Genomic DNA, 24,678 nt, shown 5'->3' on the forward strand with positions numbered 1-24,678 from the left:
TCGTCGGAAAGGTGATCGAGAATGGCCGAGCGCCGCACACTGGCCGAAAAGGTGTGGGAGCAGCACGTCGTTGCCCGCGGAGAGGGCGAAGGCGCCTCCCGTGAGCCGGATTTGATCTACATCGATTTGCACCTCGTGCACGAGGTGACCAGTCCGCAGGCCTTCGACGGGCTCCGCGCCGCCGGTCGCCCCGTGCGCCGTCCCGATCTCACCATCGCGACCGAGGATCACAACGTCCCGACCATCGATATCGATAAGCCGATCGCCGACCCGATTTCGCGCACCCAGGTCGAGACCCTGCGCCACAACTGCGCGGAATTCGGTGTGCGACTGCATCCGATGGGGGATCTGGATCAGGGCATCGTGCACGTCGTCGGGCCGCAGCTCGGTTTGACGCAGCCGGGTACGACGGTGGTGTGCGGTGACAGCCACACCTCGACCCACGGTGCGTTCGGCGCACTGGCGATGGGGATCGGCACCAGCGAGGTCGAACATGTCCTTGCCACGCAGACCCTCTCACTGCGTCCGTTCAAGACCATGGCGATCACCGTTGACGGCCAATTGCCGCCCGGTGTCACGAGTAAGGACCTGATTCTGGCCGTTATCGCCAAGATCGGTACGGGCGGCGGTCAGGGCTATGTGCTCGAGTATCGCGGCGAGGCCATTCGCGCCATGTCCATGGAGGCGCGAATGACCATCTGCAACATGTCGATCGAAGCGGGTGCGCGGGCCGGAATGATCGCCCCTGACGAAACCACCTATGAATTCCTCAAAGGACGCCCGCACGCGCCGCAGGGAGCCGACTGGGACGCCGCAGTGGCCGCCTGGGAGGCGTTGCAGACCGATGAGGGCGCGGTTTTCGACGCCGAGGTGCACATCGACGCCAATGCGCTGACCCCGTTCGTCACCTGGGGCACGAATCCGGGACAGGGTGCGCCACTGGGTGAGACGGTGCCCGATCCCGCGCAGATTGCCGACGATACGGCGCGGGAGTCCGCGGAGAAAGCGCTGCGATACATGGACTTGGAGCCGGGAACTCCGCTTCGAGAGGTGTCGGTCGATACGGTATTCGTCGGTTCGTGCACCAACGGGCGCATCGAGGATTTGCGCGCTGTGGCCGGGATTTTGAAGGGACGCCGCATCGCCGACGGTGTGCGAATGTTGGTTGTACCGGGATCTATGCGGGTGCGCGCACAGGCGGAAAAAGAAGGACTGGGCGAGATTTTCACCGCGGCGGGCGCCGAATGGCGTCAGGCGGGCTGCTCGATGTGCTTGGGAATGAATCCCGATCAGCTCGCGCCCGGTCAGCGTTGTGCTTCGACATCGAACCGCAACTTCGAGGGTCGACAGGGCAAAGGTGGCCGTACACACCTGGTTTCCCCGCTCGTAGCGGCCGCGACGGCGGTCCGCGGCACCCTGTCCGCACCGGCGGATCTGGACTGATCGGCGTGCGGACGCCTTGCGCCCGCATCGATTCGCACTTCCGGCCATAGCGACCGCCCACAGGTCGCTCGAAACGGCAGCCGTAGCGACTGCTTGCAGGTCGCTCGAAACGGCAGCCGTAGCGACTGCTTGCAGGTCGCTCGAAACGGCAGCCGTAGCGACTGCTTGCAGGTCGCTCGAAACGGTCGGCTCAAATCGCCTAACGACCCAGGAGAATCAGCAGAAATGGAAGCCTTCACCGTCCACAAGGGGATCGGAGTGCCGCTGCGCCGATCCAATGTCGACACCGATCAGATCATTCCGGCCGTGTACCTGAAGCGGGTGACGCGCACAGGATTCGAGGACGGACTGTTCGCAGCATGGCGGTCCGACCCGGACTTCATTCTGAACACCGAGCCTTATAACCGGGGCAGTGTGCTGGTGGCGGGGCCGGACTTCGGCACCGGATCCTCGCGTGAGCACGCGGTATGGGCACTGTCGGACTACGGCTTTCGTGTCGTCATCTCATCACGCTTCGCCGACATCTTCCGCGGCAATGCGGGCAAGGGTGGTCTGTTGGCCGCGCAGATGTCACAGAACGATGTCGAAATGCTCTGGAAGTTGCTCGAGGAACAGCCCGGTCTCGAATTGGTTGTAGACCTCGAGGCGCGCACGGTGACGGCCGGAACCGTCGTGTTGCCGTTCGATATTGATGACTACACCAGGTGGCGTCTGCTCGAAGGATTGGACGACATCGGGCTCACCCTCCGGCGCAGTGACGTCATCGATGAGTTCGAAAAGGCAAGGCCAAGTTGGAAACCCACAACCCTTCCGGCACATATTTCGCAGGCGTAATCACCCGGTAGTGATAGCTGTACAGCCCTAGGGGCGGTAGCTGGACGTGTGCTAAACCACATGAATTTTGGCGTGGCACATAGACTCTTGCTCAAAGTGGGTTTACCGTGGTACCTAGTCGGTCCGACGACGGGCCATTAGTCTGCGGAGGATTCAATGAACAAGGCGGAACTGATCGACGTTCTGACCGAAAAGTTGGGTACGGACAGGCGCACGGCCACCGCGGCAGTCGAGCATGTGGTCGACACCATCGTGCGCGCTGTGCACAAGGGTCAAAGCGTCACAATCACCGGATTCGGTGTGTTCGAACAGCGTAAGCGTGCGGCTCGAGTTGCCAGGAACCCGCGCACCGGCGAAACCGTCAAGGTGAAGCCCACTTCGGTGCCTGCGTTCCGCCCAGGTGCTCAGTTCAAGGCCGTCATCGCGGGTAAGCAGAAGCTGACCGCGAGCGGCCCCGCCGTAAAGCGCGGCGCGAATGCACCGGTGGCGGCGAAGAAGGCGGCCGCCAAGAAGGTGGCGGCGAAGAAGGCTGCCGCCAAGAAGGCGACCGCCACCAAGGCGCCCGCGAAGAAGACGGCTGCGAAGAAGGCCCCGGCAAAGACCACCGCCCGCAAGGCAACTGCCGCCAAGACGGTCGCGAAGAAGGCGGCCGTCAAGAAGACCGTCGCCAAGAAGGCTCCGGTCAAGAAGGCCGTGGCGGCCAAGAAGGCCACCGCTGCGAAGAAGACCGTCGCCAAGAAGGCGCCCGCGAAGAAGACCGCGGCCAAGAAGGCTCCGGCCCGCCGCGCTCGCTGACGCGGAGGTTCGAGGCCGCATCGGATGCGGCTGAAGGTCCAGCGCCATCGAGTGATTCGGTTCCACTGAGCGGAATCACTCCCTGTACCGGCTAAAAACGGCCCTGGGGTTCGCCCCAGGGCCGTTTTAGCTACCTATGTCCGAATTTGGGGTCCAGTAGCGACCGCGTGACGGTTGCGGTCCCCATTGGGGTCAGGATTTGACGATGGCGGCCGACAGCGACCGGTCGAGGTGGTCGGCGGCGACCAACCGACCCGAGGCAAAAGACAGCACCCACACGCTGCCCTTGCGGTTGCGCGCGGATGGCAGCGTGATGCCGTCCCGATCGGCCCACCACTGCAGCAGATCGGGAATTACCTTGCCCTGACTGCACAGAACGCGCACCGCGCGATCCGATACCAGGGAGACAGCGCATTGTCGGGCCTTGTCCGGCGCTGCGGCATAACCGCTTTCGGAAAACAGCGGCTCGATGGCGATGGTTGCGCCGAGTTTCTCGGCCAGTGGCGTCACCGTCTGGACGCAGCGCACCGGATCGGCCGAATAGATCTCGGATGCACCGAACGCCAGCAGATTCGGGACCAGCGCCTGTGCCCGGGCCTGCCCTTCCCGCTCCAGTGGGCGCTGCTCATCCGGGCCGTCGAATCGGCCCCGGCTGCCCGCCTTGGCGTGTCGAACCAGTAGCAGCGTGGCGGTGGCCGCGGGCAGGCGGGTGAAGGCGCGCAGCACCTGGCGGTCCATCGGATACGACAGCTGGTCCATCACCCGGTCCAAGGTGTACCAGGACAGCACATCGACCTCGGAATTGGCGCTGAACGCCCCACCCGCGACCTCGGCTGCCCAGTAGTCCACTCGCTTCAATTTCCGGTGTCCCGGAATCGGATACGTGACGTGCCCGAGATACCGGCCCAGACGGCAGTCCAGGCCGGTTTCTTCGCCGACCTCACGCACCGCAGCGAGCACCGGCGTCTCGCCCGGATCGAGTTTGCCCTTGGGCAGCGACCAATCCTGATACTTGGGGCGATGCACCACCGCGATCTCGATGGCACCGGGACCGTCGGCCGTCCTGCGCCACAGCACCGCACCGGCGGCGTGAATGTTGGCTGTTACCCGGGGATCCCAGAACGGTCCCCCGTCCATGTCGTATCCCGTCGTACCACTCACTGGTGATCCGGTCTCCGCATTCGCATCAGGAATTCTTGGTGGTCACGTACATGGGCACCGTCTCGGTCGGCGCCGTCGGGCGAGGCCTGCCAGCTGCCGTCAGGTTGAAGTATCCAGCAGCGGGTCGTCGGATACAGCGCGGAGTCGAATACCGACCCCAACTGCTCGCACAGCTTCGGATCCTTCACCTGCGCCATGACTTCCACGCGCCGGTCCAGATTCCGGTGCATCATGTCGGCACTGCCGATCCAGTATTCGTCCTGGGCCTGGAAGTGCATGATCCGCGAATGCTCCAGGAAGCGACCGAGAATCGAGCGCACCTCGATGTTCTCGCTCATCCCCTCGACACCCGGGCGCAGACCGCAGATGCCGCGCACCACGATCTGCACCGGTACACCGGCCTGAGAAGCTCGGTAGAGCGCGTCGATGACTTGCTCGTCGACAATTGCATTGGCCTTCATCCGGATTCGCGCCGGGACGCCCTCTTCGGCCAGTTCGGTCTCGCGCTGGATGCGCTCGATGATTCCGGCGCGCACACCCAGCGGAGCGACAAGCAGGTTGCGGTAGTTGGCCTTTCGCGAGTAGCCGGTGAGCGAATTGAACAGATCGGTCAGGTCGGCGCCGATTTCCGGTGCGGCAGTGAGCAACCCGACGTCCTCGTAGAGCCGCGCGGTCTTCGGGTTGTAGTTGCCGGTGCCGATATGGCAGTAGCGGCGGATGGTCGCACCCTCGCGGCGCACTACCAGACAGGTCTTGCAGTGCGTCTTGAGGCCGATGAGACCGTAGACCACGTGCACGCCCGCCTGCTCCAGCGCGCGGGCCCATTTGATGTTGGCCTGTTCGTCGAAGCGTGCCTTGATCTCGACCAGCGCGACGACCTGCTTGCCCGCCTCGGCTGCGTCGATGAGCGCGTTCACGATCGGGGAGTCACCGGAGGTCCGATACAGGGTCTGTTTGATGGCGAGCACTTGTGGGTCGGCGGCGGCCTGTTCGATGAAGCGCTGCACGCTGGTGGAGAACGAGTCGTAGGGGTGGTGCACCAGGACGTCGCCCTCGCGCAGCGCCTGGAAGACATTGCGCGGGGTTTCGCGCTCGCCGAACGCCGGAGGCGTCGCGGGCACATACGGTGCGTCCTTGAGATTGGGCCGATCGACCCCGTACACCTGCCAGAGGCAGGACAGATCGAGCAGACCCGGCACCTGGATCACATCCCCGGGATCGACCTCGAGCTCGCGCAACAGCAGATCGAGCATGTGCTCGGTCATATCGTCGGAGACCTCTAGTCGGACGGGCGAACCGAAGCGGCGGCGAGCCAGTTCGCGCTCCAGCGCCTGCAGCAGATCCTCGTCGCGGTCCTCGTCGACCTCGAAATCGGCATTGCGGGTGATGCGGAACGAGTGGTGCTCGACCACCTTCATACCGGGGAACAGCAGATCGAGATGTGCGGCGATCAGCGCTTCCATCGGCAAGAAGGCCGCGACGGGGGATCCGGACTCGTTTCGCCGCACCCGGACGAAGCGATCGACGTTATCGGGCACCTTGACGCGGGCGAAGTGTTCGGCGCCGGTGGAGGAATCCTTCACCGTCACCGCGAGGTTGAGACTCAGTCCGCTGATGTAAGGGAAGGGGTGGGCCGGATCCACCGCCAGCGGGGTGAGGACGGGGAAGACCTGGTCCTGGAAATAGCCCGAGAGGCGCTGGCGCTCATCGTCGTCCAGATCGGCCCAATCGATGATGGCAATGCCCTCGGCGGTCAGCGCGGGCAGTACCGAGTTGAGGAAAACGCGGGCATGCCGGTCGGCGATCTCCTGGGTACGCGCCGCGATCAGCTCCAGTTGCTCGTTGGGCGAACGGCCGTCCGCCGAACGCACCGAAAGTCCGGTCTCCGCACGGCGTTTGAGACCGGCGACGCGGACCATATAGAACTCGTCCAGATTGGAGGCGAAGATCGCCAGGAATTTCGCGCGTTCCAGCAACGGCAGCGACGCGTCCTCGGCGAGGGCGAGTACCCGCGCGTTGAAGTCGAGCCAGCTGAGCTCACGGTTCAGGTAGCGATCACGTGGCAACCGCTGCACCACCGCATCGTCGGCCAACGGTGTCGCGGCGGGCAGTGGGTTCGGCAGCAGTTGCTGCTTGACGGTCTCGGTCTCGCTCATGCCCATGCCTCGCTGGCACGCGGCACCGACAGGCGCGATGCGCGCTGGTACGGGAATCGCTCGCTTCGCTCACTCACGTTAACGATCATCCCCTACTAACCGGGCCCTGTGCAGCCCGACGTCATCATTGACGTGAGTATCACGCCGGGCGTGGCGATCGGCTAGCACACCCGGCGCACGCCCTCGTGAACGCGAATCGGCCAGCCGATGTCCTGCAGGGCAGCGCACGTCGAATCCCCGGTGCCGAGGTCGATGGCACGATCGAGATCGTCCGCGGTGTCCACATCCAGCCGCAATCCCGGCCAGTCACCGCGCAGATCGACCGCGCCGGCGGCAATATGCCGTACCGCGGAGCCGGGCCCGAAACGTGGGTCCAGCGCCGCGACGGTGTCGCCGACGAATAGCGCGGCGGTGCCGGTGCCCGCGTGGTCCACCACGACCGAGCGCACCCCGACCGGTGCGGTGCTCAGCATGTCCGAGAGCTCGTCCGGGCGCAGGGCGGGCAGATCCGCCTGTAGGGCCAGCAGTTCGACCGGGCCGTACCGGTGCCGCAGCGCGGTCGCCGCATCGGTGAGTGCGGTGTTCAGACCGTCCGGGTCGGCGGGGTCGAGCACCGCACGGCGCGGTTCGGGATGGACCGCCGCGCCGAGCGAGCCCGCCAGCTCGGCGACCACCGGATCCGGGGTCACCACGGTGACCGACGCGACCTGCGGCACCGCGACGGTGGCGGATACGGTGTCCGCGAGCATGGCGAGCACCAGCTGTGCCCGGTGCTCCGGGCGCAGCCGGTCGGCCAGGCGGCTCTTGGCCCGATCGAGGCTCTTGACCGCGATCACGGCGTGCACGGCATGCGGACGCATGGTCCTAATCCTTCCACGAGTGCTTCCATGGCATATTGGGCAGATGACGAGGGCGGCAGTGCTGGGCGCGGGATCGTGGGGGACCGCGTTCGCGAAGGTGTTGGCGGACGCGGGAACCGAGGTCACGATCTGGGCCCGGCGGCCCGAGGTGGCGAAGGCGCTCGCCACCGAACATCGCAATCCGTTCTATCTGCCCGACGTGCGATTACCGCCGATCGCGGCCACCCACGATCACGTCGAAGCGCTCGATGGGGCCGACATTGTCGTACTCGCGGTTCCGTCTCAATCCCTGCGCGCGAATCTCGAAACGTGGAAGGACTCGATCGGGCCGGACGCGGCGCTGCTCAGTCTCGCCAAGGGCATCGAGACCGGAACGCTACTGCGGATGAGTCAGGTCATCGGCGAGGTCACCGGTGCCGATGAGAGCCGCATCGCGGTGCTGTCGGGGCCGAATCTGGCCAAGGAGATCGCCGCCGAGCAGCCCGCGGCGACCGTGATCGCCTGCACCGATGCCGCGCGGGCGGCCGCGCTGCAGCAGGCCTGCGCCAACGGATACTTCCGGCCCTACACCAATACCGATGTGATCGGCTGTGAAATCGGCGGTGCCTGCAAGAACGTCATCGCGCTTGCCTGCGGCATCGCCTCGGGAATGGGGTTGGGTGACAACTCGATCGCCAGTCTGATCACCCGCGGGCTGGCCGAGATCATCCGGCTCGGGGTAGCGCTCGGCGCGGAGCCGGTCACGCTTGCGGGTTTGGCCGGGGTGGGCGATCTGGTCGCCACTTGCACCTCGCCGCTGTCGCGCAACCGGTCATTCGGGCATGTGCTCGGGGCGGGCGGGTCCATGGAGGCGGCCCAGGAGGCAACCCATGGCCAGGTCGCCGAGGGTGTGAAGTCGTGCACATCGATTCGGGCGCTGGCCGCCGCACACGATGTGGAGATGCCGCTGACCACATCGGTACACCTGGTGTGTCATGAGGGAGTTTCGGTGCGTGCAGCGGTTGACAAACTGCTGGGACGGCGGATCAAACCGGAATAGGGCCGAAGGCGGGCATCGCACGGGCGCGAGGTTGGTTCGCCCCGCATAACGGGTACGGTTCCGTTCATGACGAACCGGATCAGGGTGGCTGTGGTGTTCGGCGGGCGCAGTAACGAGCACGCCGTGTCCTGTGTATCCGCTGGCAGCGTGCTGCGCAACCTGGATCCGCAACAGTACGAGGCGGTGCCCATCGGCATCACCCACGACGGCGCCTGGGTGCTCGGCAGCTCCGATGTGGCCGCGCTGACCTTTTCGAGCGACCGGCAAGCAGTCGCCACGGACGGCTTCAAGGACAATGCGCTGCCCGCGGTGGACAGCACCGGCACCGCGCTGACCATGGCCGCCGACCCGAGCCGGTCCGGAGCGCTGGTCGCGCTGGACGATCCGAGTGTGACGCTGGGTTCGGTGGATGTGGTGTTCCCGATCCTGCACGGCCCGTTCGGTGAGGACGGGACGCTGCAGGGCATGCTCGAATTGGCCGGGGTGCCATATGTCGGGCCGGGCGTGCTGGCCAGCGCGGCGGGTATGGATAAGGAATTCACCAAGAAGCTGCTCGCCGCCGAGGGGCTGCCGATCGGGCGGCAGGTGGTGCTGCGGCCCGGTGCCGACACGCTCGGCGCGGACGATCGGGCGCGGCTCGGACTTCCGGTGTTCGTCAAACCGGCACGCGGGGGCTCCTCGATCGGCATTACCAAGGTCACCGACTGGAGTGCGTTGGACGCGGCGATCGCCGCGGCGCGGGTACACGATCCGAAGGTGATCGTGGAGGCGGGCATCCTCGGACGTGAAGTCGAATGCGGTGTACTGGAATTTCCGGACGGCCGGGTCGAGGCCAGCGTGGTGGCCGAGATCCGGATGCCGGATGCCGATGCCGCGGCGCCGGAGTTCTACGACTTCGAAACCAAATACCTCGACGATGTCTGCGAATTCGACGTTCCAGCGAAGCTGGACGACGAAGTGTCCGACAGCATAAGGGAACTCGCGGTGCGCGCGTTCAAGGCACTGGACTGCCAGGGACTCGCCCGGGTCGATTTCTTCGTCACTGCCGAGGGGCCGGTGATCAACGAGATCAATACGATGCCCGGCTTCACATCGATCTCGATGTACCCACGCATGTGGGAGGCGACCGGAATCGACTACCGGACACTGGTTTCCACGCTGATCGAGACCGCGCTGGCACGGGGTACCGGCCTGCGTTAGTGGCCGAGCGGCCTATCGCTCCAGGGCGGCGGTCAGTTCGGCAGGGGGGCGGGTTCGATCGGCTTCGCGGGCAGATTCGCGGTGATGGTGTCCGAAACTCCTTGCAGCGGAGTCGGTCCGGAGCCGTCGGGAACGGTCAGTGCGATATAGGTTTCGCGGTCGACGGCGAACCAGGTGCTCGCCTTGGCGGCGGCATCGCGGACCTCGAACCACTGCACGCCATTGACGATCTGCAGCGCGGCGGCGCGGTTGAACTCCAGCGGTCGCTCCAGGCCGCAGCGCAGCACGATGGGATCGCCGCCGTCCTTGCGCTGCCAGGCACGGGTCGCGGGCGGAGCGGGTTCCACCAGGGTGGATTTGGTGTAGTCGCCGAGGTCGACCGGTAGTGCGGGCAGCAAGGCGGTGCAGGCGGGTCCGGTCGCGGCGGGCGCGGGGACCGGACCGAGTACCAGGGGTTCGCGTTCGGTCGGCGCGCGGCGGGCCAGCACGGCGGCGACGAGGACGGCGACTACCAGCACCACCGGTAGTGCGACGGCGGTCGCGATCAGCGCGGGTGGGTAGCCCCGGGTTTCGGGGGCCGATTCGGCGCCAGCTGACTCGGCAGCGGCGTCCTCCGGGCCGCTATCGGCCGTTTCGGACTCGGCGTCGACATCTTCGGAGGTCTCGGTGGCGGGCAGGGGCGCGTTCTCCGCTGTGGCGCCCGGCGCTACGGCGCTATCGCCAGCCGACTCCGCCGTGTCCGATGACAGCTCGGCATCCTTCGACTCCTCGGCCTTCGGCGAATCCGCCCTCGACGAATCGCGCTCCGACGACTCCGCCGCCATGCTCACCGGTCCTTCCTGTTCGCACCGGTTGCGGGGATGGATGCTGCGCACCGGCCTGGTAGTACTCGATTGCCCTGGAAAGGGTACCCTCGGTCGGATTCCAGCCAGCACGACGTCGGGAAGGGACCGGTCATCAGCGAAAGCACGCCACCGCGGACAGTGCGTGAGCTGGGGGAGTTCGCACTGATCGAGCGGATCAACGCGGGCCGGGTCCAGGCGCCCGGCGTACTGCTCGGTCCCGGCGACGATGCCGCCGTGGTGGCCGCGCCGGACGGCCGGTTCGTGGTGACAACCGACATGCTGGTTCAGGATCGGCACTTCCGGCTCGATTGGTCCGGTCCCTGCGATATCGGGCGGAAGGCGATCGCGCAGAACGCGGCCGATGTGGTTGCGATGGGCGCGGTGCCGACCGCATTCGTGGTGGCGCTGGGTTGTCCGGCCGATACGCCGGTCGAGGTCATCGACGGTCTCACCGACGGTATGTGGGCCGAGGCGGGGCGGGCCGGTGGTTCGATCGCGGGCGGTGATGTGGTGCGCAGCCCGCAGTTGGTCATCTCGGTCACCGCCTTCGGCGATCTGGACGGTCGCGCGCCGATCACCAGAGCCGGTGCGCGCGTGGGGGATACGGTCGCGGTGGCCGGTCGGCTCGGTTGGTCCGCCGCCGGGCTGGCGGCCCTGACCGCCGGGGTCGATCCGGACGACGAGCTCGTTGCCGAAGCGCTTGCGGCCCATCGGGTCCCGCAGCCGCCCTATTCGGCGGTGCTGGCCGCGATCGTCGATGTTGCTGCCGGACCGGATGATTCGAATACCTCAGCGGAGGGCGTGCTCGGGTCGTCCGCGGCCGCGATCCCCAACTCGCTGACCGATATCTCGGACGGACTGCTCGCGGATCTGGGCCATATTGCCGCGGTGTCCGGCGTGGCCATCGATATCGGTTCGACCGCATTGCGCGATCCGGAACTGGAGGCGATCGCGCGACGCCTGGATGCCGATGCGACGCAATGGATTCTGACCGGCGGCGAGGATCATGCCTTCGTCGGAACCTGGTCGGCGCGGCGGGAATTGCCGCCGGGCTGGACGCCGATCGGATGTGTGCTGGCAGGTCACGGCGTCACTGTCGACGGTGTGCGACGGTCGGGCAGCGGGGGCTGGGAATCGTTCAGCGGGGTGGACTCGGCATCCGAGCCCGAGCCACGATAGGTTGTGCGGTCATGGGCGCGAAACCACTGACGGAAATCATGGATCCGGGTTGGGCGAAGGCTCTCGAACCCGTTGCGGAGCAGATCTCGGCCATGGGCGAATTCCTGCGCGCGGAGAACGCCGCGGGCCGTGGCTATCTACCGGCCGGTGAGAATGTGCTGCGCGCCTTCCAGCGCCCGTTCGACGCGGTGCGCGTGCTGATCGTCGGCCAGGATCCGTATCCGACGCCCGGCCATCCGATGGGGCTGAGTTTCTCTGTCGCCCCGGATGTTTCGCCGGTTCCGCGCAGCCTCGCCAATATCTTCGCCGAATACAGCAAGGACCTCGGCTACACCACACCGTCCAATGGCGATCTGAGTCCGTGGTCGGATCAGGGCGTGCTGCTGCTGAACCGAGTCCTCACGGTCTCGCCGGGACAGCCCGCATCCCATCGCGGCAAGGGCTGGGAAGCAGTGACCGACCAGGCGATTCGCGCGCTGGTGGCCAGGGATGAACCGCTGGTCGCGATCCTGTGGGGTCGCGACGCGCAGACACTGAAGCCGCAGCTGGCCGAGGCCGAGGTGCCCTATATCGAATCCGTGCATCCGTCGCCACTGTCGGCCTCGCGCGGGTTTTTCGGTTCGCGACCCTTCTCGCGAGTGAATGAACTACTCGACGAACTGGGTGCCGAACCTGTTGACTGGCGCCTGCCCTGATCCCGGGCGCTGAGGTAAAACAAAGTAGAGGAGCACAATTCAATGCACATCAAGACCGTCCGCGGCGCCACCGTCGCGCTGGCATTCTGCGCGGCCATGGCCGGCGGCGCAGCCACCGCGAGTGCGGCCCCGCTGCGACTGGAGCCCGCTGCGGACACCACCTCGACCGGCAACGCCGCCCCGGTCGGTGAGGAATTCACCTCGAACGGCTCCTCCACCATTTCTTCTTCGGTGAATGCGAAGGTCGCCTGCCTGCTGCAGAACACCCTCAGCGCGCAAGGTAAGTGGAACTGCTGACGTCCCGTTGACCGGGGGTCAACAAGAGGCCCCACGGAGGCTGTGCGATCCTCGGATCGTGAGTAATGCGAACAACCTGCTCGATCCGATTCGGCTGCACCTGCGTGGTTCGGATGGGATCGAGCTGGCGGCCGACCAGTTCGGCCCGGCGGACGGCCCGCTCGTGCTGTTCCTCCACGGTGGCGGACAAACCCGACACTCGTGGAAGCAGACGGGGGCGAAGCTGGCCGCCGCCGGGATGCGGGTCGTCACGCTGGACGCCCGCGGCCACGGTGACAGTCAGTGGGCGGCGGATGCGAATTACCGGCGCGACACGATGGTCGCGGATCTGGTCAATGTGCTCGAGCAGTTGGGTGCGCCCGCGGTCGTGGTCGGGGCGAGCATGGGCGGGATCACCGGCCTGCTCACCACGATGGTGCCCGGTGGCGAGGCGATCAGCGCGTTGGTGCTCGTCGATATCGTCACCCGACCCGAACCGACTGGTGTCGCGCGGGTGATCGACTTCCTCGGCAAGCATCGCGGCGGATTCGACACGCTGGAGCAGGCCGCCGACGCGGTCGCCGAATATATGCCACACCGCCCGCGGCCCAAGAACACCGATGGTCTGCAGCGGAACTTGCGGCAGCGCGAGGGGCGCTGGTACTGGCACTGGGATCCGGACATGCTCGGGGACCGCGTGGAGGATGCGAGCGAGATGAGCCAGCAGATGGAGGTCGCGGCGCGTGCTCTGACGATGCCGGTGCTGCTGGTGCGCGGTATGCAGTCCGATGTGGTGACGCCCGAGGGAGCCGCGGCATTTCGGGAGATGGTGCCGCATGCGCAGTTGGTCGAGATCGGTGGAGCGGCGCATACCGCGGCCGGTGACGACAATGATGCCTTCACCGATGCGGTCGCCAAATTCGTGCTGGAGACTCGGACGATGGAGACCGAATCCGTTTGTGACTAAACGTACTTCGGCTTGCGCTTCTCGATGAACGCGTTGACGCCCTCGATGCCCGCCGGGCTGTTCGCCGCGGCGGCGATCGCATCGCGTTCATAGTCGAGCTGTTCGCTCAGCGTCGCCGAATTCGACCGCGCCAGTAGTGATTTGATGCTCGCATAGGTGGATCGTGGTCCGGTCGTGAAGGTTCGGGCCAGGTTCATGGCCTCGTCGCGCACCTGCTCGTCGTCGACCAAGCGGCTGAGGATGCCGAGCCGCACGGCCTCCTCGGCGGTGAGAATCGCATCGGTGAGCAGGATTTCGCGCGCCCGTCCCGCACCGACGATGCGCGGCAGCGTCCACGACATCCCGCCGTCCGGGCTCAGGCCGATCCCCGGATAGGCCGGACGCAACTTGGTGCTCGGCCCGCCGATGGCGATATCGGCCGCACATACCAGGCTCATCCCGGCTCCCGCCGCCCAGCCCTGCACCCCGACCACCACCGGCACCGTCGTCTCGTCCAGCGCCCGCACGAAGTCGTGCAGCACCGTCGCCAGCCCGTGAATATGTCCCGCCCGATCCTCCGCCTCGGCGAACCCCCGCACATTCCCACCCGCACAGAAGTTCGCCCCGCTCCCCGTCAACACCACGGCCCCCACCTCGCGCCCCGCCGCCCGCAATGCCTCCGTCCCGGCGGTAATCCCCTGGAAGTCCATAGAAGTGCCATTGGCGGCGGTAGCAATCGTGATCTGCAGAACGCCGTCCGCAATGGTGACGTACTCGGTTTGCGCAGTGGAGGTCATGTCCAGCACCCTATCGCTGCCCATCGGCATTGCACCCGGCTGGCGCCGTATCCGGGCACTCACATGCGTGCACCCTTCTCCAGATTGCACCTTCGGCACAGGATCTGGAGATTGGCGACACTTGTCGCGCCACCGCGGCTCAGCGGGATGATGTGATCGAATTCGAGGTAATGCTGGTCCCCGCATTGGCAGCATCGGCCTCTATCACGCTGCCACACTTCGGATTTCACGTCTGGCGAAATCGAGCGGGTGTCGCGCTGTCCGGGCGCGAGTACCAGCCGCTTGGCCACTCGCAGGGCTCCCTCCAACACCGCAGCGACATACTCGGGATCCGGTACCTGGTAGGTGCCGCCTCCGCGCGCGGTTGTCGCCGCAATGACGACATTCCCGTATTCGGGGGCAACCGAGACGATCTTCGCCCACGGCAGTTCGGTTCCCGCTCCGGTGCCGACGAACCTGACCTTCTTGCTGCTGCCGATCAGCCTTCCGCTGTTGTGCCTCGGCCCACTGGCCAGGTACTTGACCTGGGTTGCGTTCACGTCGATATACAATGTTTCATCGGCTTCCAGGTGCAGCCCGGGCCGTTGGATCCGTGGCAGATCGCCAGCCCGCACCTGAGTGAGCGAGCGACCGCGGAGCATACGCTGACGAAGTTGGCTGACGAACTGGTCCGCGGGCGAGAGCCCGATGGCTGATTGCAGGTCGGCGATGGCATGTTCGAAGTCATCCATCTCGTGCTGTTCGATCTCGTCATCGGCAAACGCGAATGCGACAATGCGCTCCAGATATGCCAGAGCGAGGGGGCGCATCGCCTCGCCCCCGGTGGCCTCGTCGATCCGCTGGAATCGCAGCGCGATCCACAGGTCATCCCATGCATCGCCACGAGGACCGGATGTGGTCAGAACCTGCCATGCCTGTGACCGCCATACCTCCATGAACCCGGCAACCTCGGATTCGCAGGCACGGCACGGTGGAATCGAGCCGAACCGCGGTACCCGCTTCGGCCATCCGCAGCGTTCGCAGATCGCGGGATCGGACGCGAAGAATTGTCGCCTGTCCGCACTCCAAGTCAAGCCGTTCCACCAGCGGATTTGGCCGGAATCGTCTGGATCCTGATACCAGCCCGCGGCCGTACGGGGCAAGGTGGCGGGCATTGTTCGGTGGGGCGTGGCGACGGGTGTGCCGACTGGAGGGCTGACGGCTGGACCGGCTGGGGGTTCACCATCGGCTGGATCGTCGATCTCGACACCGAATTCCTCGGCCAGCCCACGCAACCCACTGCCCCAGCCTTGGCCTACCGCGCGAAACTTCCATGCCCCCGCTCTCCGGTAGAACTCGCCGAGCACCATCGCGGTCACCATGTCGGGCTGCTCGGCGTCGAAGCTGAGCAACTCGGTGCCCGAACTGCGAACCGATACCCTGAGACCGGACACATCCCGAAAGGAACCATGGTCGACCGATCCCGCAATTACGATCCGGGTCACATCGGATTCGACGGCCGTCAGGTTGATCCCGATCGTCGCGCTTCCGGGGGAAGTGGTCTCGAGCGCAACGGACCCTGAGGGATTCCGTGGGGCGTTGTAGAACACGAAATCGTCGTTGGATCGGATCTTTCCCGCGTCGGTCAATAGCAGCGCCTGCGGATCGACCTCGTGCTCGGACCCCCATGACAGCACCAGCGCCACCGTTGACGCGTTGACCGGCGCGTTTCCCCCTCGTGTGAGCATCATGCGGGGAAAACCGTTTGCGGAACACGTGTCGTTACGACATTGACCACCGGCGAAGCGATTTGGGTATTTGGGCCCTAATCGGACAAGTTCTTGCCGCGCTGCTCGACTCCGCGCACCATGCGGACTTCGGTGGCGGGGGTGAAGGCTTCTATTCGGGTGGTGCCGTCCGGTTCGAAGCCGTGTTTGCGGTAGAAGGCCTGGGCGCGTGGGTTTTTCTCGAAGACCCAGAGGGAGCAGGGGGTGTCGGCGGGGAGGGCGGCGCGGATCAGGGCGTCGGCCACGCCGGTGCCGTACCAGGCGGCGCGGACGTAGAGGGCGTTGAGTTCGGTTGGGGTGACCGGGGATTCGTCGCGGGAGGCGCCGACGCTGGCGAAGCCGATAACGTGATCGTCGACCAGGGCGACGTGGGTGCTGTTCGGGTAGCGGATCCGGAGGCGTTCCCATTGCTCCGCTCGGCGGTGCACGTCGAAGGCGTCGAGTACGTGGTCCGGGACCAGGCCGCGGTAGGCCTCACGCCAGCAGGTGATATGGCATTCGGCCAGGCTGTGGACGTGTTCGGCGGCGAGTGCCGTGATCCGCCACGGTGGGGTCGGCTCGGTCATCCCGGAAAGCTTGACTGCCCGGCAACTGATTTCGCAAGCACATGGGTAACTCGTCGGGTACGTCCAAGAGTCGACCATGCACCAACTGTCGGCCCGCGACGCATCGTCAGTCGCACCTGACGACCGGCAAAAGATTCGGGGAGGCGGAAAAGACATACGCCCCGAGCACCGGATGGTGTCGGGGCGTATGTCGGTCTAGGTTGGATCGGCCTCGCGGCAGATCAGCCGCGAACGACCTTTCCGGCCTTCAGGCAGGAGGTGCACACGTTCATGCGGCGGGTGTTGCCCGGGGCGACCTGGGCACGCACGGTCTGGATGTTCGGGTTCCAACGACGGTTGGTACGCCGGTGCGAGTGCGAGACCGACTTCCCGAAGCCGGGGCCCTTGGCACAGACGTCGCAGACGGCAGCCATAGTCGCGAACTCCTTCATGTCATGTGGGGACTGCTGCACATCGGCAGCATGTCCGGAAACGATGTCTTAATGCCCTGCCGACTGACGTCGGCCAGCGCAGACCGGCCTCGGCCGCGCTAGGCAACCCTGCAAGGGTAGCTGGCGGGGTCCGGATCCGCCAAACCGGGTCGTGGAGCAACGGCCCGTGGACACCACCGATCGTAGTGGATCGGTGTCGCCGATCGACTGTCGGTCTCGCCAGCTAACCTGGCGAACGGTGGCAGGCCCGTTCGAGCGACCTGCCAGCAGTCGCTAGCGGTGTGGACGATCGCGGAGAGAGGTGGCGGTGCCCGGAGTGCGGGACATGACGAGCGATGGCCGCGGTGACGCAGAACTTCCATCCGCTGTCGGGTCGAATGCTCTCAACGGTCCGGCGTTGCTGCGCTGGGGCCGGGTCTGCCTCGAGGGTCTCGAACAACGGCGCGAGGAGATCAACGCGCTCAATGTCTTTCCTATCGCCGACGCCGATACCGGCACGAACATGCTGGCAACCATGCGGGCGGCGATGCAGGCCGCCGAGGCCGCGATGGCCGCCGCCCCGTCCACAGCCGCTGTCTCGTCCACATATGAGGTGGCCGCCGCGATGGCGCGCGGTGCGACCCTCGGTGCGCGCGGCAATTCGGGAATCATCCTTTCGCAGGTGCTGCGGGGGATCGCCGAAGCGGTGCGTCATGGCCTGCTGACCGCCGATACGCTGCGCGCCGCGCTGGCCACGGCCTCGGCATTGGTGCGCGAATCATTGAGTGTGCCGGTCGAGGGGACCATCCTGACCGTGCTGGATCGGGCGTCCGACTGTGCCGCGGCCTGTCCGGACCCCGTGCTGGCCGAGGTCGCGGTGGCGGCGGCCGACGGTGCCGCCAAGGCGCTCGGTGACACACCTGCCCAGCTCGGGGTGCTGCGCGAGGCCGGGGTGGTCGATGCGGGTGCCCGTGGGCTCGTGGTGCTGCTCGACAGTCTGGTCGCGGTCACGCTCGGGGAGACACCTGATCGGCCGCAGTATGTGCGCGGCGAGTTCGCAGCCTCGCCGGCGCATGTCGAACGTGGCGATATGGACGTCGTCGCGGCACACGACGGCTCGCCGTCGCGGGAAGGTGCCGAGTCCCAGGGCAGCGTCGAATGCCAGGGCGGCGTCGAATCCCGGAACGGTGCCGAACCTCGGAACAGCGCCGAACCGCACTTCGAGGTGATGTACCTGCTCTCCGATACCGACAACCGACGCATAGCCCGCCTCCGCGATCGCCTCGCCGAACTCGGCGACTCCGTTGTGGTGGTCGGTGACGGCGCGGGCTCCTGGTCCGCGCACGTACATTGCGCCGACGCCGGAGCCGCGGTCGAAGCGGGCATCGCCACCGGCACCCTGAGCGCCATCCGCATCGAAAGTTTCGCCATCACCGCCCAACCGTTCGCGCCTGCCTGGACCGATCACGATGGTCGCGCGGACCGCGGAGTGCTGGCTGTGGTGGCGGGCGATGGGGCCGCGGCGCTGTTCGAAGCCGGGGGAGCGGTGGTGCTCGGCGGCGACGGCACGGTCACCAGCGCCGCGCTGCTCGGCGCGATCCGACAGCTGCCGAATCGGGAGGTGCTGGTATTGCCGAATGGCGCCCTGCCCGCGCACGAGCTGGTCGCGGTCGGTGTCGCGGCTCGTGACGCGCACCGCGACGTGCTGCTGTTGCCGAGCGGGTCCATGGTGCAGGGATTGGCGGCACTGGCCGTGCACGACTGTGGGCGGATCGCGGTGGACGATGCCTTCGCGATGTCGGAGGCGGCGGCCGCTACCCGGTGGGGATCGTTGCGCGCCGCCACCGAGCGGGCCCTCACCATGGTCGGCACCTGCGATGCGGGCGACGGACTCGGCCTGGTCGGCCACGATGTGGTGGTGATCGACCGGGATGTGCCGACCGCGGGCCGGACCCTGCTCGACCGGATGCTCGCCTTCGGCGGCGAGCTGGTCACCTTGCTCATGGGCGCGGCGGCCCCCGCCGAACTCGCGGCCGAACTCGCCGCGCATATCGCGGACGGCTTCCCCGGCATCGAGGTGAGCGTGTACTCCGGTGGGCAGCACGCGGATCTGGTGCAGATTGGGGTGGAATAGGGATATGGCGACACTGAGTGATCGGCTGGACCATCTGCTCGGCGTGAAGGCTGCCGAGCCGCTGGCCGATGCCTTCGACATGCACACCGTCGAGGATCTGTTGCGGCACTACCCATTGCGCTATGCGACCCAGGGCCAGCCGCTCACCCAGGAGCAGCCGGAAGAGGGTGCGCACATCACCGTCATCGGCCGGGTGACGAAAACCGAACTGCGGCCGATGAAGAACCGCAGGGGCAGACTGCTCAAGGTGGCCCTCGATACCGGTTCGGTCGCCCCGATCGATATCACTTTCTTCAATGGCGACAAGGTGAGTTACCTTGTCCGCGAAGGTGTCCGGGCGATGATGTCGGGCACCGTGCACTGGTGGCGGCCGGACCGCTGGAACCTCGCGCATCCCGATTATCTGATCCTGCCCGATAAGGAAGAGGCCTCGATCGAGAACCTCACCTCGGTGCGCGGCGGCGGTGCACTGCGCGGACTGGCGCAGAGTGCGAAAGGTAAAGAGGGAGTGGATGTCTCGTTCTTCGAACGGGAATTCATTCCGGTGTATCCGGCGACCGCCAAGGTGCAGAGCTGGGATCTGCTGGCCTGTGTCCGGCAGGTGCTCGATCAGCTCGATCCGATCGACGATCCGCTGCCGAGCACGCTGCGCGAGGATCGCGGCCTGATGAAGGTCTCCGACGCACTGCGCCTGATCCACCTGCCCGAGCACAAATCCGATATCGAACAGGCCAGGGAGCGTTTGCGTTTCGACGAGGCGCTGGCCCTGCAGCTGGTACTCGCCGAGCGGCGACACGACGCGGAGGGGCGGACGGCCCGACCGTGTCCGCCGCGCTCCGACGGCATCGCGGCGGCTTTCGATACCCGCCTGCCCTTCGAACTGACCGAAGGGCAGCGGCAGGTGATCTCGGAGATCTCCGACGATCTCGCGCGCAGCCATCCGATGCACCGGCTGCTGCAGGGTGAGGTGGGTTCGGGCAAGACGATCGTCGCACTGCACGCGATGTTGCAGGCGGTCGACGCCGGACAGCAGTGCGCACTGCTCGCGCCGACGGAAGTCCTTGCCGCTCAGCACTATCGGTCGTTGCGCGCGATGCTCGGCGATCTCGGCACCGCGGGTGAACTCGGCGCCGCCGACCAGGCGACCAAGGTGGTGTTGGTGACCGGTTCGATGTCGGCGTCGGCGAAGAAGGCCGCACTGCTCGACGCGGTCACCGGCGAGGCCGGCATCGTCATCGGTACGCACGCATTGATCCAGGACGCGGTGGAGTTCTTCGATCTGGGCATGGTGATCGTCGACGAACAGCACCGGTTCGGCGTCGAGCAGCGGGATGCGTTGCGCGCCAAGGCGAAAGCCGGTGCCAGCCCACATCTGCTGGTCATGACCGCGACCCCGATACCCCGAACCATCGCCATGACCACCCTCGGCGATCTGGAGACCTCGACCCTCACCCAGCTGCCCCGGGGCCGCTCACCGATCGTCTCGAAGGTGGTGCCGCGCAAACAGCATCCGAATTGGGTGGACCGCGCCTGGGAGCGCATCCGGGAGGAGGTCGCGGCCGGTCGGCAGGCCTATGTGGTGTGCTCGCGCATCGGCGATGACGAGGAGAACGGCAAGAGCCGCAACGGCAAGAAGTCCGGCAGGTCGAAGGACGGTCCCGAGCAGGAAGGTCCGACCACCGCCGCAGCCGTCGAGGTCTTCGACATGCTGCGTACCGGCCCATTGGCGAACGTCCGGGTCGGGCTACTGCACGGCAGACTGCCGACCGATGAAAAAGACCAGGTGATGCGGGCATTCAACGATGGTGATATCGATGTGCTGGTCTGCACCACCGTCGTCGAGGTCGGCGTCGATGTGCCGAACGCGACCGTCATGGTCATTGTGGACGCGGACCGCTTCGGTGTCAGCCAGCTGCATCAGCTGCGTGGGCGGATCGGCCGTGGCAAACATCCCGGCCTGTGCCTGCTCATCACCGACGCCGGTCCCACCGGCACCGCCATGGCCCGGCTCGACGCGGTCGCCGCCACCACCGACGGCTTCGAACTCGCGGTCCTCGATCTGCGCCAACGCCGCGAAGGCGATGTTCTCGGCGCCGCCCAATCCGGCACCGCGCGCTCACTGCGCCTGCTCTCCCTGCTCGATGACCTCGAAGTCATCACCGCCGCACAGGAACTCGCGCGCGCGGTTGTCGAAGCCGACCCCGGTCTGCGCAAGCATCCTGGGTTGGCGAGCATGATGCGCGCCGCCGTCGACTCCGAACGCATCGAATATCTGGCCAAGTCCTGATCCGCCCCGATCACTGTCTCCGTTTACCGCAGTTCCACCCCAAGGGCGGTCAGGGCGACGACCCGATCGACCGGGATGCTGCCGTTGCGGTGGTCGATCTGGCTTTGGACCAGCCAAGCGACCGAGGTGGAAGCCATCGGCTGTCACGTGGGTTCTGCGGATATCGGTGTGGCCGTGCTCGGCGGAATTCCTCGATATGCGTGAGTGCGCTCTGCCAGCGGGCGACTTTGATCCGCTGCTGTCCACTGGGTTGCCGTCGTAAGTCGACACCAGCCGTCCGCAGTCAGCGAATCTGCTCGGCAGTGCGTGCGTGCCGTCGCGGAAATGACTGCGGCAGTGGGAAATCCACCCGCCGAGCGATACACCATCCTGCGACACATCCAGCGCATGCAGTTGCACCACCCTGTCGTCGGACAGTGTTCCGGCCCGGTATTCGGCGCGCCGTCGGTACAGCCATTTGCCGAGTAGGTGCTCTTCATCGGTCGCGAAATCCGCGGGGATATCGCAATGTCCGTCCGCAGCGACACGAGACAGCCGCTTGGCTTCAGGTCGTGCACGGCTGCACTTCACAGCGCGGCTACCCAGATCACCGCGACGGCTGCGATGGTCAGCGCGGAAACACATACACACATACGCCATGTGCTTCCCCAGTCACCGATCGCCTTACGCACAGTCTTTCCAACCTCAGCCCACATGTCGTCTCCTACGTCGCGAGGACGGTGCCGGTCCGCACCATCTCGCCAACCAGAGACCACGATCATGCCGGTGTCCAAAATAGTTCGGACAGTTGAAGTCTCGATCAGCAGGTCGGATGCCAGTAAGATGGCTGTCCGCGGACAGCCGGACAATCATCGGACGCCGCGCTACAGGCCAATAAGGGGGATGGATTCGGTGGCTGCAGTCACGGACGACGATCTTGCTCGGGTGCGAACCCACCAGGAGCTTGGTAATCTAATCCGCCAACTGCTGGCTCATGCAGAACTGTCGTACCGCAAAGTTGAAGCAGTCGCGCGCAAGGTAAAAACCGATGGCAAAGAAATCTCCCTGGGGAGGTCGGCGCTCACTGATATCTGTAATGGCCGCAGAATCACCGAAGACAAATTGCGACTGCTCCTGTACGTCTGCGGCGTACCGCAAGAGCAGGTCAGAAAGTGGCTGACAGCCTTCGATCACGCTGCGGACCAGCCGATCCGAAATGCCACCGAACCTTCCGACGACGACGCAACAGACCAGCACAACAGCTCGCCGCCCCACGCCGTACCCACATCTCGCGCTGACTTCGAGGTCGGCGTCAATCTTGCAATCCATGCAGCTGGATATGCGGCGGTGCCGGAACGTCCGGTGGTGACGACGGCCCTGCGCCGAGATGTGACGACGTTCCTCGGGCGTTGCGACGAGTTGCAGCGCATCGTAGACGCAGTGGAGGAAGGGCGGGCTGAGCCGATCTACACCATCGACGGTATGCCCGGCATCGGCAAGACCGCCCTCGTCACGCGTGCAGCCCATCGGTTGACTCCATATTTTCCCGACGGCCAGTACTTCGTTGAGTTGCATGCGCACACCCCCGGGCGAGCTCCTGCCGACTCCGCCAAGGTCTTGGCGGAGTTGCTTATTGGGTTGGGTGTCGATCCCCGGACTGTCCCCGACACGCTGCAAGGGCGGCGAGACATGTGGCGTAACAAGCTCACAGGCAAGAGCGTGCTGCTTGTGCTTGACGACGCACGCGACCACGACCAGGTCGAACCGCTGCTCCCGGCTTCTGCAGGCTGTCTAACCTTGATTACGAGCCGCAGCCGTCTTGTCGCGCTCGATGGCGCGACCCCACTCGTGCTGAAAAATCTCGACTCTGTCTCCGCGGCAGACCTGTTCATCACGTTGGCTGGTCGTACAGCGACCGAAACCGATCGGGCGGCGGTAGACCGGATCGTACGGTTGTGCGGGTATCTGCCGTTAGCGATAGTCGTATTGGCCGGGCGTTTGGCTCATCATCCGGTCTGGAGTATTCCCAAGCTCGCGGATGAATTCGCCGCTACCGCCGATCGACTCACCGAACTCGGCACCAGAGATCGTGCGGTGCGCGCCGCGTTTGTAATGTCGTACAAGGACCTGCCAGCCGACCGTCAGCGACTGTTTCGTTATCTCGGGCTGCATCCGGGAGCCGATATCAATGCTGCAGCAGCGGCAGCGTTGGCAGATATCCCTGTCGAATCGGCTCGCTCGGATTTAGAAGCTCTCTACACGGATCATCTGCTCGACGAAGCGAACCAGGGTCGATACACTTTGCATGACCTACTGCGCGTATTCGCCGGCGAGTTGGCCGCTGCGGACCCACCTGAAGATTCCTCGCGCGCAATAAATCGAATGCTGGACTACTATCAACGCACTGTGAGGAACCCTCCTAGTGGCGCACAAGCAGGATCTTGGATCCGTAGCGAGCATGCCAACCTCATAGCGTGTTTCGACTACGTCATCGCAAACCGACCCACCAAAGCAATAGTGTTCGGCAATACGCTGGCATCCGTGCTAGTCCGGTACGGCCCATGGCCTATAGCTGTCCAACTCTACGAGCGGACACATGCTATAACGAGAGACCTGAGTAATGAACTAGGCGAAGCCAGAATACTCACCTTCCTCGGCCTTATGCAGAGGCTGCTCGGGAATTTCGCCGAGGCCGCCGCTGCACACTTGAAGGCCCTGGCCATTTACCGAAAGCTCGGCGATCAGGAGAGCGAGGCCCTTACAGTCTACCTACTCGGCATCGTGCGAACGCTCACCAAGAATCATGAAGAGGCTAGCGCTTTATACAACCGGGCATTGGATCTCTATCGCCAACTCAATATTCAGTTGGGCGAAGCGCTCATCCTCGATATCCTCGGTACGACACAAAAGGATGAAGGTAACCATGTCGATGCCATTGCCCTGTACCAACAGGCACTAGCGATTAGCCGCAGAGTTGGCGATCGAACCCTTGAAGCCCACACCACTTTCGGACTCGGCGAGGTATATCGATCGATTGGCAATGACGCGTCTATCCTGTACGAACAGGCAATTGCCCTCTATGGCAGCCTCGACCACCAACACGGCGTCGCCAATGTCCTATGCAGCGTCGCCGCTGGTCTTCGAGTCGACAAAGATTACGCCGAAGCCATTAACAAGTATCAGCAGGCGTTGGCGATCTATCGCAGCGTTGGTGACCAACTCGGCGAAGCGAATACCCTCTACCGGCTCGGCGATCTGCAGCGGATAGCCGCAAAATATCTTCAGGCCGCCGAACTGCTACGCGAGGCAC

At 65.4% G+C, this 24,678-nt stretch carries 20 protein-coding genes and 1 pseudogene; 12 read left to right on the forward strand and 9 right to left on the reverse strand.

The annotated features are described in order from the left end of the window. Nucleotides 1–21 precede the first annotated feature (21 nt). The 3 genes from leuC (at nt 22) to ABZ293_RS04930 (ending at nt 3,072) form a co-directional block, all read left to right on the forward strand. Entirely contained in the window at nt 22–1,443 is a 1,422-nt protein-coding gene (gene leuC, locus ABZ293_RS04920) for a 3-isopropylmalate dehydratase large subunit (protein WP_355177365.1), read from the forward strand. A gap of 225 nt (nt 1,444–1,668) precedes the next feature. After that, complete coding sequence (gene leuD / locus ABZ293_RS04925) at nt 1,669–2,277, forward strand: 3-isopropylmalate dehydratase small subunit (protein WP_355177366.1); 609 nt, start codon at nt 1,669–1,671, stop codon at nt 2,275–2,277. 156 nt (nt 2,278–2,433) lie between these two features. Next, a complete protein-coding gene (locus tag ABZ293_RS04930; protein ID WP_355177367.1) occupies nt 2,434–3,072 on the forward strand; it encodes an HU family DNA-binding protein in 639 nt (212 codons plus the stop codon). Between the two features lie 192 nt (nt 3,073–3,264). Here ABZ293_RS04930 and ABZ293_RS04935 read toward each other — a convergent pair whose 3' ends face one another. The 3 genes from ABZ293_RS04935 to cofC form a co-directional block, all read right to left on the reverse strand. After that, the gene (locus ABZ293_RS04935; protein WP_355177851.1) at nt 3,265–4,209 is read right to left on the reverse strand and encodes a bifunctional NUDIX hydrolase/histidine phosphatase family protein; all 945 of its coding nucleotides are present in this window, start codon (nt 4,207–4,209) and stop codon (nt 3,265–3,267) included. Nucleotides 4,210–4,229: 20 nt separating this feature from the next. Next, nucleotides 4,230–6,389, reverse strand: coding sequence for an RNA degradosome polyphosphate kinase (locus ABZ293_RS04940; protein ID WP_355177368.1), 2,160 nt, complete (start codon nt 6,387–6,389; stop codon nt 4,230–4,232). Nucleotides 6,390–6,550: 161 nt separating this feature from the next. Next, nucleotides 6,551–7,249 carry a 2-phospho-L-lactate guanylyltransferase gene (gene cofC, locus ABZ293_RS04945; RefSeq protein WP_355177369.1) on the reverse strand — a complete coding sequence of 233 codons (699 nt, stop codon included), beginning with the start codon at nt 7,247–7,249 and terminating at the stop codon, nt 6,551–6,553. A 43-nt stretch (nt 7,250–7,292) separates the two neighbouring features. On the opposite strand from cofC, the gene ABZ293_RS04950 reads away from it, so the two are divergent. Both ABZ293_RS04950 and ABZ293_RS04955 read left to right on the forward strand, forming a co-directional pair. After that, nucleotides 7,293–8,288 carry an NAD(P)H-dependent glycerol-3-phosphate dehydrogenase gene (locus ABZ293_RS04950; RefSeq protein ID WP_355177370.1) on the forward strand — a complete coding sequence of 332 codons (996 nt, stop codon included), beginning with the start codon at nt 7,293–7,295 and terminating at the stop codon, nt 8,286–8,288. 66 nt (nt 8,289–8,354) lie between these two features. Next, a complete protein-coding gene (locus tag ABZ293_RS04955; RefSeq protein WP_355177371.1) occupies nt 8,355–9,488 on the forward strand; it encodes a D-alanine--D-alanine ligase family protein in 1,134 nt (377 codons plus the stop codon). A gap of 32 nt (nt 9,489–9,520) precedes the next feature. Here the strand turns inward: ABZ293_RS04955 and ABZ293_RS04960 are convergent, their stop codons facing one another. Continuing rightward, nucleotides 9,521–10,165, reverse strand: a complete 645-nt coding sequence (locus ABZ293_RS04960) for a DUF3515 domain-containing protein (RefSeq protein ID WP_355177853.1) — start codon at nt 10,163–10,165, stop codon at nt 9,521–9,523. A gap of 279 nt (nt 10,166–10,444) precedes the next feature. On the opposite strand from ABZ293_RS04960, the gene thiL reads away from it, so the two are divergent. The 4 genes from thiL to ABZ293_RS04980 are packed head-to-tail and all read left to right on the forward strand — an operon-like array spanning nt 10,445 to nt 13,450. Beyond that, nucleotides 10,445–11,512, forward strand: coding sequence for a thiamine-phosphate kinase (gene thiL, locus ABZ293_RS04965; RefSeq protein WP_355177855.1), 1,068 nt, complete (start codon nt 10,445–10,447; stop codon nt 11,510–11,512). A gap of 11 nt (nt 11,513–11,523) precedes the next feature. Next, entirely contained in the window at nt 11,524–12,207 is a 684-nt protein-coding gene (locus ABZ293_RS04970; RefSeq protein WP_355177372.1) for a uracil-DNA glycosylase, read from the forward strand. Between the two features lie 42 nt (nt 12,208–12,249). Then, nucleotides 12,250–12,504, forward strand: coding sequence for a hypothetical protein (locus ABZ293_RS04975; RefSeq protein WP_355177373.1), 255 nt, complete (start codon nt 12,250–12,252; stop codon nt 12,502–12,504). 58 nt (nt 12,505–12,562) lie between these two features. Beyond that, nucleotides 12,563–13,450: an alpha/beta hydrolase gene (locus ABZ293_RS04980; protein WP_355177374.1), complete on the forward strand. Its 888-nt coding sequence runs from the start codon at nt 12,563–12,565 to the stop codon at nt 13,448–13,450. Here the strand turns inward: ABZ293_RS04980 and ABZ293_RS04985 are convergent. The 4 genes from ABZ293_RS04985 to rpmB all read right to left on the reverse strand — a co-directional run bounded on the left by ABZ293_RS04985 (nt 13,447) and on the right by rpmB (nt 16,971). After that, a complete protein-coding gene (locus ABZ293_RS04985; protein WP_355177375.1) occupies nt 13,447–14,226 on the reverse strand; it encodes an enoyl-CoA hydratase-related protein in 780 nt (259 codons plus the stop codon). The genes ABZ293_RS04980 and ABZ293_RS04985 overlap by 4 nt on opposite strands. A gap of 59 nt (nt 14,227–14,285) precedes the next feature. Next, nucleotides 14,286–15,956: a TerD family protein gene (locus tag ABZ293_RS04990; RefSeq protein WP_355177376.1), complete on the reverse strand. Its 1,671-nt coding sequence runs from the start codon at nt 15,954–15,956 to the stop codon at nt 14,286–14,288. A gap of 74 nt (nt 15,957–16,030) precedes the next feature. After that, nucleotides 16,031–16,558, reverse strand: a complete 528-nt coding sequence (locus ABZ293_RS04995; RefSeq protein WP_355177377.1) for a GNAT family N-acetyltransferase — start codon at nt 16,556–16,558, stop codon at nt 16,031–16,033. Between the two features lie 221 nt (nt 16,559–16,779). Next, nucleotides 16,780–16,971 carry a 50S ribosomal protein L28 gene (rpmB, locus tag ABZ293_RS05000; RefSeq protein WP_011210730.1) on the reverse strand — a complete coding sequence of 64 codons (192 nt, stop codon included), beginning with the start codon at nt 16,969–16,971 and terminating at the stop codon, nt 16,780–16,782. 343 nt (nt 16,972–17,314) lie between these two features. Here rpmB and ABZ293_RS05005 point away from each other — a divergent pair, with 343 nt between their 5' ends. Further along, the gene (locus tag ABZ293_RS05005; RefSeq protein ID WP_355177378.1) at nt 17,315–19,102 is read left to right on the forward strand and encodes a DAK2 domain-containing protein; all 1,788 of its coding nucleotides are present in this window, start codon (nt 17,315–17,317) and stop codon (nt 19,100–19,102) included. A 4-nt stretch (nt 19,103–19,106) separates the two neighbouring features. Beyond that, the gene (recG, locus tag ABZ293_RS05010) at nt 19,107–21,389 is read left to right on the forward strand and encodes an ATP-dependent DNA helicase RecG (RefSeq protein ID WP_355177379.1); all 2,283 of its coding nucleotides are present in this window, start codon (nt 19,107–19,109) and stop codon (nt 21,387–21,389) included. Nucleotides 21,390–21,776: 387 nt separating this feature from the next. Here the strand turns inward: recG and ABZ293_RS05015 are convergent. After that, nucleotides 21,777–22,028 (reverse strand): annotated as a pseudogene (locus ABZ293_RS05015) (helicase associated domain-containing protein); the annotation flags it as partial. Nucleotides 22,029–22,280: 252 nt separating this feature from the next. Between ABZ293_RS05015 and ABZ293_RS05020 the strand changes: the two are divergent. Then, nucleotides 22,281–24,678: tetratricopeptide repeat protein (locus ABZ293_RS05020; RefSeq protein ID WP_355177380.1), on the forward strand; the 2,398-nt coding region annotated here is incomplete at its 3' end.

The organism is Nocardia sp. NPDC005998, assembly GCF_040614395.1.
Taxonomy (GTDB): Bacteria; Actinomycetota; Actinomycetes; order Mycobacteriales; family Mycobacteriaceae; genus Nocardia.